This window comes from Pseudomonas sp. (genome assembly GCF_050739775.1).
GTDB lineage: Bacteria > Pseudomonadota > Gammaproteobacteria > Pseudomonadales > Pseudomonadaceae > Aquipseudomonas.
Genome location: NZ_JBOICA010000074.1, coordinates 1 through 10982 on the forward strand (window position 1 = coordinate 1; position 10982 = coordinate 10982).

A 10982-nucleotide genomic window follows, 5' to 3' on the forward strand; every position below is an offset into this window, starting at 1 on the left:
ACTTCAGGAGGCCGAGCGTAGGTGTCTGGAGGGGGCTGGTGCGCAGCACCCTTCGGCACAAGCCGAAGTCGCGAGCCGTAGACTTGGCGCAGCAAGTCGTAGGCCGCGATGCCCCTGGAAGACACCGAAGCGAGGGGACCCGAAGCGCAGCGTAGGGCCGCATGCAGGAGCAAGCGGTTTTGGTTCCTTTTGCCAAGACAAAAGGGACCCGCCGTAAAGGCGGAAGGGGCCAGCAGCGTCGCCGCATTGAATGGATAAGCTCACAGCCCCAACAACCCAAGGATCATACTCCCCGGGACTCCGTGAAGAACCACAAAAAAGCCCGCAATTACGCGGGCTTCAGAGTGTTTTTCGCTATTTGGTGCCGGCCTGCGCCGGACATCCAATCATTCCCACTCAATCGTTGCCGGCGGCTTGCTCGACACGTCGTAAGTGACGCGCGAGATACCTTCGATCTCGTTGATGATCCGGCCGCTGACAGTCTCCAGCAGCTCGTAAGGCAGGTGCGCCCAACGTGCGGTCATGAAGTCGATGGTTTCTACCGCACGCAGGGCCACGACCCAGGCATAACGACGGCCGTCACCGACCACACCCACCGATTTCACCGGCTGGAACACCACGAAAGCCTGGCTGACCTTGTGATACCAGTCGGCCTTGCGCAGTTCTTCGATGAAGATATGATCGGCACGACGCAGCAGGTCGGCGTACTCTTTCTTCACTTCGCCGAGGATGCGCACACCCAGGCCCGGGCCCGGGAACGGGTGACGGTAAACCATGTCGTACGGCAGGCCCAGCTCCAGACCGAGGCGACGGACCTCGTCCTTGAACAGCTCGCGCAGCGGCTCGACCAGCTTGAGGTTCATCTCTTCCGGCAGGCCACCGACGTTGTGGTGCGACTTGATCACGTGAGCCTTGCCACTTTTGGCGCCAGCCGACTCGATCACGTCCGGGTAGATAGTGCCCTGGGCCAGGTACTTGATGTTGTGCAGCTTGGTCGATTCGGCATCGAACACGTCGATGAAGGTACGGCCAATGATCTTGCGTTTCTTCTCAGGGTCCGACTCGCCGGCAAGGTTGGTCAGGAACTGCTCTTCGGCGTTGGCGCGAATCACCTTGACGCCCATGTTCTCGGCGAACATGGCCATCACTTGCTCACCTTCGTGCAGGCGCAACAAGCCATTGTCAACGAAGACGCAGGTCAGCTGGTCGCCGATAGCCTTGTGCAGCAGCGCTGCAACCACCGAGGAGTCAACACCGCCAGACAGGCCGAGCAGGACGTTGTCACTACCCACTTGGGCACGGACCTGGGCGATGGCGTCTTCAGCAATGTGCGACGGCGTCCACAGGGCTTCGCAGCCGCAGATGTCGAGGATGAAGCGCGAGAGGATGCGACCGCCCTGCTTGGTGTGGGTCACTTCCGGGTGGAACTGCACGCCGTAATAGCCGCGGGTGTCGTCGGCCATGCCGGCGATCGGGCAGCTCGGGGTGCTGGCGAGGATGTGGAATTCTTCCGGAATGCGGGTGACCTTGTCACCGTGGCTCATCCACACGTCCAGGCCCAGAACGCCGTCAGCATCGACATGGTCTTCGATGCCATCGAGCAGACGGCTTTTGCCGACTACATCGACACGGGCATAACCGAACTCGCGCAGCTCGGAACCTTCAACCTTGCCACCCAGTTGCTCGGCCATGGTCTGCATGCCGTAGCAGATACCGAATACGGGGACGTTCAGGTCCCAGACGGCCTGTGGCGCGCGCGGGCTATCAGCTTCATGCACGGACTCGGGGCCGCCGGCCAGGATGATGCCGCGCGGCGCGAATTCGCGAATCGCTTCGTCGTCCATGTCGAACGGGTGCAGTTCGCAGTACACGCCGATTTCGCGCACGCGGCGGGCGATCAGCTGGGTGTACTGGGAACCGAAGTCGAGGATCAGGATGCGGTGAGCGTGAATGTCGAGGGCCATGACTCAATCTCGTCAGTGGAAATCGGAAACGACGCGGGGCTGTCGAAAACAGCCCCGCTTGCAAGTGTTGCCTGAAGCATCAACCTACGCGGTAGTTTGGCGCTTCTTTGGTGATCTGTACGTCATGCACGTGGGACTCGGCCATGCCGGCACCGGTGATGCGCACGAACTCAGGTTTGGTGCGCATCTCTTCGATGTCGGCACTGCCGGTGTAACCCATCGAGGAACGCAGGCCACCCATGAGCTGGTGGATGATCGCGGTCAGGGTGCCCTTGTACGGCACGCGACCTTCGATACCTTCCGGTACCAGCTTCTCGGCGCCAGCCGAGGAGTCCTGGAAGTAGCGGTCCGAGGAACCCTGAGCCTGGGACATGGCGCCCAGCGAGCCCATGCCACGGTAGGCCTTGTAAGAGCGCCCCTGGAACAGTTCGATCTCGCCCGGTGCTTCTTCAGTACCGGCAAACATCGAGCCCATCATCACCGCCGAGGCACCGGCGACGATAGCCTTGGACAGGTCACCGGAGAAGCGGATGCCACCGTCGGCGATCAGCGGGATACCTGTGCCTTCAAGGGCTGCGGCGACATTGGCGATGGCGCTGATCTGCGGCACACCGACACCGGCGACGATACGGGTGGTGCAGATCGAGCCAGGGCCGATACCGACCTTGACCGCGTCAGCGCCCGCTTCGGCCAGGGCCTTGGCAGCCGCGCCGGTAGCGATGTTGCCGCCGATGACCTGAACCTGCGGGAAGTTCTCTTTGACCCAGCGAACGCGATCGATCACGCCTTTGGAGTGACCGTGAGCGGTGTCGACCACCACCACGTCAACGCCGGCAGCGACGAGTGCGGCAACGCGGTCACCGGTGTCTTTACCGGTGCCGACCGCGGCGCCGACGCGCAGGCGACCCTGGTCGTCCTTGCTCGCCAGCGGGTAGGCCTTGGCTTTTTCGATGTCGTTGACGGTCATCATGCCCTTGAGGGCGAATTTTTCGTCGACGATCAGCACGCGCTCGATGCGGTGCTTGTGCAGCAGCTCGCGGGCATCGTTCTTGTCGGCGCCTTCGTTGACTGTGACCAGACGCTCTTTAGGCGTCATCACATCACGCACGGCAGCGTCCAGACGGTTCTCGAAACGCACGTCACGGGAGGTGACGATACCGACCAGGTCGCCATCGTGCAGCACCGGTACACCGGAGATGTTGTGCAGGCGGGTCAGATCGAACAGGTCACGCACCGTGGCATCGGCCTCGATGGTGATCGGGTCCTTGACCACGCCAGCCTCGAACTTCTTGACCTTGCGCACTTCGGCAGCTTGCTGCTCGATGGTCATGTTCTTGTGGATGATGCCGATGCCGCCTTCCTGGGCCATGGCAATGGCCAGGCGGGCTTCGGTCACGGTATCCATGGCGGCGGAAACCAACGGAATATTCAGCTCGATGCCACGGGTCAAACGGGTCTTGAGACTGACTTCGTTAGGTAGCACCTCGGAATAACCAGGTACTAGGAGAATGTCGTCGAAGGTCAGGGCTTCTTGGCTGATACGCAGCATCGCGGGGGCTCCCGGGCGGGAAAAATGGAAGCGCGCCATTATACTCACCCAGAGCCCTTCACTCAATGCAAAGATGGGCCTTCGGTCAGTTGTCGTCCAACTCGACCTGTACCACGGCCACCGGCTGGTCCAGCCAGTCGGCAAAGTCGGCGATAAACGAAGCTTTGAAGCCTGCCGCCGCCCAGTTGTTGAAAATGAATCCAAGGTTGGAAAACGCGCATGGCTGCAGGAACAGGAAGCCGTTGATGTCATCTTCATGGCCGCAGTGAGGGCAGGTAAAATTGTCGCTTTGGTTAGGCATCCATTCTTCGAGGCTGGCGAACAGCTCAACCCCCACTTCCTTACGGCATTCGGCGCAACCGGCTTCTTCAAGAAAGCCCCGGGTCGGGGTATAGATGCAGCGCTTGGTAATGACTTCCAGACCGTTCACCGGTTGGCCATACGGCAACAGGTGCGGGTGCTCGACCACTTTACGCGCGCCTTCGGCGATGGCGTAGGCCATGCGGTTGCCGCTACGCCCGCAGGTGCTGAGCTGCTCCTCGATGACCTTTTCGCGCACCAGCCAGCGCAGGATCGCCCGAGCACGGGGTTCATGCACAGGAACGGTGGAGATCTTCGGGACAATGATGCTCTGGGTAATCATGACAGCAGCCAAACATGCTCAAAGCTGTCAGTTTACCTCACTCAGCCGGCAAGGCTGGCTCCTGCTTGCATGCACCAGATCTTGTGGGAGCTGGCATTGCCAGCGATCAAGGCACCACCGAGCCACTGACACCCCATAGCCACAATCCTTTATGATGCAGCCCATGATCAAAGACCCCTTCGAAAGACTCGGCCTGGACCGCGAAGTCCTCACCGTCAGCCAGCTCAACGGCCGCGCCCGGGTGCTGCTCGAAGACGTGTTCCGCAATGTCTGGGTCGAAGGCGAGATCTCCAACCTCGCCCGCCCGGCCTCCGGCCATGTCTATTTCACCCTCAAGGACAGCGGTGCCCAGGTGCGTTGCGCGCTGTTCCGGCAGAACGCCGTGCGGGTTCGCCAAGCCCTGCGTGATGGCCTGGCAGTCAAGGTGCGTGGCAAGGTCTCGCTGTTCGAAGGCCGCGGCGACTATCAACTGATCCTCGACACCGTCGAACCCGCCGGCGATGGCGCGTTGCGCCTGGCGTTCGAAGCACTCAAGGAAAAGCTGGGTGCCGAAGGCCTGTTCAGCGCCGAAAACAAGATTGCCCTGCCCGCCCACCCGCAACGCATCGGCATTATCAGCTCGCCCACCGGCGCGGTAATCCGCGACATCATCAGCGTGTTCCGCCGCCGCGCCCCGCAGGTCGAGCTGACGCTGATCCCCACCGCCGTGCAGGGCCGCGAGGCGATCAATCAGATCGTGCGCGCCCTGCAACTGGCCGATAGTCGCGGCTTCGACGCGCTGATCCTGGCCCGTGGCGGCGGTTCGCTGGAAGACCTTTGGTGCTTCAACGAAGAAGCGGTGGCCCGGGCTATCGCCGCCTGTGTAACGCCCATCGTCAGCGCCGTCGGCCATGAAACCGACATCTCGATCAGTGACTTTGTCGCTGATGTGCGCGCCCCTACGCCCTCGGCCGCCGCCGAGCTGCTGGCCCCGGACACTAGCGACCTGCAGCGGCGCATCGACAGCCTCAAGCGCCGCCTGCTATTACGCATGCAGAGCCGCCTGACCCACGACCGTCTACGCCTGGACAGCCTGACCCGGCGCCTGCGCCACCCCGGCGAACGCCTGCGCCAACAGGCCCAGCGCCTGGACGACCTGGACATGCGCCTGCGTCGGGCATTCGAACAGCGCCTAAACCAGCGCCGCGAGCGCCTGGCCCGTCTCGACACACGCCTGGCAGCGCAACACCCAGGACGCACCCTGGCGCTACTCAAGCAGCGCCTCGACAGCCTGGCCGAACGCTTGCCGCGGGCCATGCGCGAAACGCTCAAAGACCGTCGCCAGCGCCTCCAAGCCCAAGTGCAGACCCTGCACGTGGTCAGTCCTCTGGCCACGCTGGGACGCGGCTACAGCATTCTCCTCGACGAACGTGGCCAAGCCATCCGCAGCGCCGCCCAAACCCACAACGGCCAGCGCCTGAGTGCACGCCTGGGCGAAGGCGAGTTGCAGGTGCGCGTTGAAGATAACCACCTGACTCCGGTCACGCTTTCATTACTGGACTGAACCATGCCCCGTCTGTTTGCCCCGCTGTTGCTGCTGTGCCTGATGTTCGCCAGCAGCGCCCAGGCCAGCTACATCACCCGTCAACTGAACAAACCGGTGCCCGGTGGCGTCGCGGTCATCAATCTCGGCCCGGCGGCCCAGGCACCCAGCGCCCGCTTTGACGGCAAACCGGTACTGGTGGTCAAGGAGCAGGACAACTGGCTGGCCATCGTCGGCCTGCCGCTGACGCAAAAGCCTGGCCAGGCGCAGCTCACCCAAGGCACGCGCACGCTCGCTTTCAACGTGGGCAGCAAGAAGTACCCGGAGCAACGCATCACCTTGAAGAACAAACGTCAGGTCAACCCCGACCCGGCCGATCTCAAGCGCATCGATGCCGAGCTTGCCGAACAGATCAAGGCCTACCGCAGCTTCAGCCCGACGCTGCCGAGCAACCTGATCCTCGACAAGCCGGTCAATGGCCCACTGTCGAGCAAGTTCGGCGTGCGCCGCTTCTTTAACGGTGAAGAACGCAATCCCCACGCCGGCCTGGATTTCGCCGTGCCTGCCGGAACCCCGATCAAGACCCCGGCCAACGGCAAAGTGATTCTGGTAGGCAATTACTTCTTCAACGGCAATACCGTCTTCGTCGACCATGGCCAGGGCTTCATCAGCATGTTCTGTCATATGTCGAAAATCGACGTTAAGCCTGGCCAACAGCTCAGCCGCGGCACGGTGGTTGGACGGGTAGGCGCAACCGGCCGCGCCACCGGTCCGCACATGCACTGGAACGTCAGCCTCAACGATGCGCGGGTGGATCCGGCAATTTTCATTGGGGCGTTCCAACCCTGACGCTTCGCTTGCGCCAATCAAAAAGACCGCGCAACTGGCGCGGTCTTTTCATTTGCGTGGCGCTATAAAATATCGACAAATACCTATTTTTAAGCATTTCTATCAATTTTCTCTCAAGGCTTGCCATCTTTAACCCCACTGGTTAGGGTTGAAGCCATGAAAACCTTTCAGACCCTCATCCTGCTTCGTCAACATCGCAGCCTCTGCCTGGTCAGTGCACGACTACCAAGCTGAATCGCGTCGCCTCGCCTCTTCATCTCGTTTTCGTTCGGCGGGCCACCTTTCCAGGCCGCACACTCAAGGATTGCTTTCATGACCATGCTCAAAGACCCTTCGAAAAAATACAGCGCCTTTCCTACCGTCAACTTGCCTGACCGTACCTGGCCATCGAAGACCATCACCCAGACGCCAATCTGGTGCAGCTCTGACCTGCGTGATGGCAACCAGTCGTTGATCGAGCCCATGGATGCGGCGAAGAAGCTGCGTTTCTGGAAGACCCTGGTCAGCGTCGGCGTGAAAGAGATCGAAGCCTCCTTCCCTTCGGCTTCGCAAACCGATTTCGACTTCGTTCGCACCCTGATCGAAGACGGTCACATTCCTGACGACACTACCATCCAGGTGCTGACCCAGGCCCGTGAAGACTTGATCGCCCGCACCTTCGAATCCCTGCGCGGTGCAAAGAAGGCCATCGTCCACCTGTACAACGCCACCAGCCCGTCGTTCCGCCGCATTGTCTTCAACCAGGACAAGCAAGGCGTGAAGGACATCGCGGTGAACGCGGCCAAATTGTTCGTCAAATATGCCGCCCAGCAGCCGGAAACCCAATGGACCTTCCAGTATTCGCCCGAGACCTTCAGCGCCACCGAGCTGGAGTTTGCCAAGGAGGTCTGTGACGCGGTGATCGAGGTGTGGAACCCGACTCCGGAGCACAAGATCATCCTCAACCTGCCGGCCACCGTCGAAGTATCGACGCCGAACATCTACGCCGACCAGATCGAATGGTTCGGCCGTAACGTCAACCGTCGCGACAGCGTAATTATCAGCCTGCACACCCACAACGACCGTGGCACTGGTGTGGCCGCCACCGAGCTGGGCCTGATGGCCGGCGCCGACCGTGTCGAAGGCTGCCTGTTCGGCAACGGTGAGCGTACCGGTAACGTCGACCTGGTGACCCTGGCCCTGAACCTCTATACCCAGGGCCTTGATCCGCAGCTGGACTTCTCCGACATCGATGGCGTGCGCAAGGTGGTCGAGGAATGCAACCAGATTCCAGTGCACCCACGTCATCCGTATGTCGGTGACCTGGTTCACACCGCATTCTCCGGCTCGCACCAGGACGCTATCCGCAAGGGCTTCACTCAGCAGAAAGACGACGCCAAGTGGGAAGTGCCGTACCTGCCGATCGACCCGGCCGACATCGGCCGCAGCTACGAGGCGGTGATCCGCGTCAACAGCCAGTCGGGCAAGGGCGGCATCACCTACCTGCTCGAACAGGAATACGGCATCAGCTTGCCGCGGCGCATGCAGATCGAGTTCAGCCAGGTGGTACAGGGTGAAACCGACCGCCTGGGCCTGGAAATGACCGCCCAGCAGATCTACAACCTGCTGCACCGTGAATACTTGCAAGCCAACGCGCCGTATGCGCTGGTCAGCCACCGCCTGCAGGAAGAGAACGGCCACAGCGCGGTGGAAGTGGAAGTCGCCGGTGAAGGCGAAACCACCCTGCACTGGCGTGGCAAGGGCAATGGCGCTCTCGAAGCCCTGGTTGCCGGTCTGCCGGTTGCCGTAGAGATCATGGACTACAACGAGCACGCCATCGGTGCCGGTACCAACGCCAAGGCTGCCGCCTATATTGAACTGCGTGTGGCCGGTGGTCGTCCGGTGCATGGTGTGGGTATTGACGAGAACATCACTACCGCCAGTTTCAAGGCACTGTTCAGTGCGCTGAACCGCTCCTTGAGCCAGCAGGCAGCCAAAGCGGCGTGATCTAATTCTGGCAAGATGAAGAAGCCCGTATCCTGTGATACGGGCTTTTTATGAAATCACTTTACTTAGATGATTAATGCATCACGCCTGCACTGATACAGGTCAATACTGCAATTAATGACTCATGTTAGTGCACTTGTAGTTAAATTAACCCAACGACTTAAATATATTTCAACTTACATTCACTCAAGTAGAATAGTGGCTGCGCGCCATCAAACAACAAAAGGACACGACCACGCGCCAACTACTGAATGCATATAAGGTTTGAAATCAGCATGCTCAAGAACGTACCGCTTCGTCTGAAACTATTGTTGATCCTGGTATTTCCCTTGCTCGGATTTCTGAGTCTGGCTGGCCTGTTCATCGCCGATAATTACCGAACCCTCAAGGACATGGAAGCCACCGTACAGGCAAGCAGCACGGCAGAGTCACTGAGCCAGCTGATTACCACCTTACAACGTGAGCGCGGTGCCAGCGGGGTATTTCTTGGCAGCCGAGGCACCGCCATGGTCGACCGCCTGGCCACAATGCGCAGCGAATCCAGCGCTGCCGTTGAAGCTGTCCGCAACCAGCGCAGCGCCCACGACCGCGATCTCGAAAAAGTACTTTCCGCCCTTGAGCGCCTGCCCGACATCCGCAGCCAAGTCGACAAACTGAGCATCGACAGCACCGCGTCCGGCACACTCTATACCCAGATCATCCAGCAGTTGATCGGCTATACCCATTCACTGGAAACCCGCGTCAGTAATACCGCTGTCGTGCATGCCCTGAGCGCACTTAATCAATTTATTGAAATGAAAGAACGCGCCGGCCGCGAACGGGTAATACTCGGCCTGGCATTCAATCAGGATCGTTTCGACGAAACCTTGCTATCGCGCTTCAGCCGCAACCTTGGAGAGTTCAGCGCATATGCCGACGGGTTTCGTCGCAAGGCACCGGCGATTGCCCTGCGCCAGTTCGACGAGAAGATGCAGTCAGCCGCTGCCGCCGACGTTGCCCGCTTGCAACGCCTGGCGTTTGAAGTTCCCCTGGGCCAGGGGCTCGGCATGAAGCCTGAAAGCTGGTTTGAAACGGCTACCCAGCGTATCGACCAGATGGGTGAGGTCGAGCAGTCACTGGCCCTGACCGTTGGCAACCTGGCCGAACAGGCGCGCGCTAAAGCAAGCAAGGCTTTGTGGCTGACCATCGGCGGCGCTGTCGCCGCCCTGCTGGTCGTTGCGTTGCTGTCCTGGACAATCATCCGCAGCATTGATGTGGCGGTGCGCGACATCAACCACGTGCTGGACAAGCTCGCCGAGCGTGACCTGACGTCCAGGGTGACGTACCAGAGCAAGGACGAATTTGGCCAGATCGCCGACAACCTCAACCGCATGACCAAACAGATCACCGACATCGTCGAGGAAATTGGCAACGCCACCGCACAGGTGGCCACCGCCGCCGAAGAGTCCTCTGCGGTCACCCTGCAGACCAGCCGCAGTGTCGAGCAGCAACGCCAGAGCACCGAGTTGGTGGCCACCGCCATCAACGAAATGAGCGCCACTGTGCGCGAGGTGGCTCATAGCACCAGTGATGCGGCAAGCATGTCGCAACAGATCAACGCCAGCACGACGCAAGGCCGCGTCGAGATCGAGAGCACCATCGAGCTGATCCGCCAGCTTTCGGACCAGGCCGAGCAGACTGCAACCACGATCGACGACCTCAAGCATGAAAGCGACGCTATCTCCTCGGTGCTGGACGTGATCCGCGGAATTGCCGAACAGACCAATCTGCTGGCCTTGAACGCGGCCATCGAAGCGGCGCGCGCCGGTGATCATGGGCGTGGGTTTGCCGTGGTCGCCTCGGAAGTGCGCACCCTGGCGCAACGGACCCAGGAATCGACCGGCAGCATCCAGCAGATGATCAGCAACCTGCAAAGCGGTTCCGATCGCGCCAGCAGCTCGATGCGCGAGACCTTGGGCAAGGCTCAGTCAGGCGCCAGCAAGATAGGACGGGCCGGTGAACTGCTTGCAGAGATTGCAGACGGTGTGGCCCGCATCAATGACCGCAACATCCAGATTGCCTCGGCCGCCGAGGAGCAGAGCGCTGTGTCCGAAGACATCAATCGCAATGTGAATGCGATCAACGATCTGGTGATACAGGTGAGTGCGGGGGCCCAGCAGACCGCTGTGACCAGTCAGGAGTTGGCGCGGCTGGCTGAACACCAGCAGGATCTGGTGAGCCGGTTCAAGGTTGCCTAGGATTCCAGGCGCGGCAGACAAAAAAAAGGTTCTTCACGGAATCCTGGGGGCTAGGATCCTTGGGTTGGGTTGGGTTGGGTTGGGTTGGGTTGGGTTGGGTTGGGTTGGGTTGGGTTGGGACGTTGAGGCTGCGAGCTTATCCATTCAATGCGGCGACGCTGCCGGCCCCTTCCGCCTTTACGGCGGCCTACTTAATGAGATGGTCACCCCGGCACCCTGCGGAGCCTAAGCT

7 protein-coding genes and 1 pseudogene are annotated in these 10982 nt (G+C 60.6%); 5 read left to right on the forward strand and 3 right to left on the reverse strand.

What is annotated here, in order from left to right; genetic code table 11:
* Positions 1-386 precede the first annotated feature (386 nt).
* The 3 genes from guaA to ACRESH_RS23595 form a co-directional block, all read right to left on the reverse strand.
* Positions 387-1964, reverse strand: a complete 1578-nt coding sequence (guaA, locus tag ACRESH_RS23585) for a glutamine-hydrolyzing GMP synthase (protein ID WP_431744239.1) — start codon at positions 1962-1964, stop codon at positions 387-389.
* 79 nt (positions 1965-2043) lie between these two features.
* Positions 2044-3513, reverse strand: coding sequence for an IMP dehydrogenase (guaB, locus tag ACRESH_RS23590; protein ID WP_431744240.1), 1470 nt, complete (start codon positions 3511-3513; stop codon positions 2044-2046).
* A gap of 85 nt (positions 3514-3598) precedes the next feature.
* Entirely contained in the window at positions 3599-4156 is a 558-nt protein-coding gene (locus tag ACRESH_RS23595; RefSeq protein WP_431744241.1) for a sugar ABC transporter ATPase, read from the reverse strand.
* Positions 4157-4319: 163 nt separating this feature from the next.
* Here ACRESH_RS23595 and xseA point away from each other — a divergent pair, with 163 nt between their 5' ends.
* The 5 genes and pseudogenes from xseA to ACRESH_RS23620 all read left to right on the forward strand — a co-directional run bounded on the left by xseA (position 4320) and on the right by ACRESH_RS23620 (position 10750).
* Positions 4320-5699, forward strand: a complete 1380-nt coding sequence (xseA, locus tag ACRESH_RS23600; RefSeq protein ID WP_431744242.1) for an exodeoxyribonuclease VII large subunit — start codon at positions 4320-4322, stop codon at positions 5697-5699.
* 3 nt (positions 5700-5702) lie between these two features.
* Positions 5703-6527: a peptidoglycan DD-metalloendopeptidase family protein gene (locus tag ACRESH_RS23605; protein WP_431744243.1), complete on the forward strand. Its 825-nt coding sequence runs from the start codon at positions 5703-5705 to the stop codon at positions 6525-6527.
* 312 nt (positions 6528-6839) lie between these two features.
* Positions 6840-8513 carry a 2-isopropylmalate synthase gene (gene leuA / locus ACRESH_RS23610; protein WP_431744244.1) on the forward strand — a complete coding sequence of 558 codons (1674 nt, stop codon included), beginning with the start codon at positions 6840-6842 and terminating at the stop codon, positions 8511-8513.
* A 392-nt stretch (positions 8514-8905) separates the two neighbouring features.
* A pseudogene (locus ACRESH_RS23615) lies at positions 8906-9889 on the forward strand (nitrate- and nitrite sensing domain-containing protein); the annotation flags it as partial.
* Positions 9890-10042: 153 nt separating this feature from the next.
* Positions 10043-10750, forward strand: a complete 708-nt coding sequence (locus tag ACRESH_RS23620; protein WP_431744245.1) for a methyl-accepting chemotaxis protein — start codon at positions 10043-10045, stop codon at positions 10748-10750.
* Positions 10751-10982: the final 232 nt, after the last annotated feature.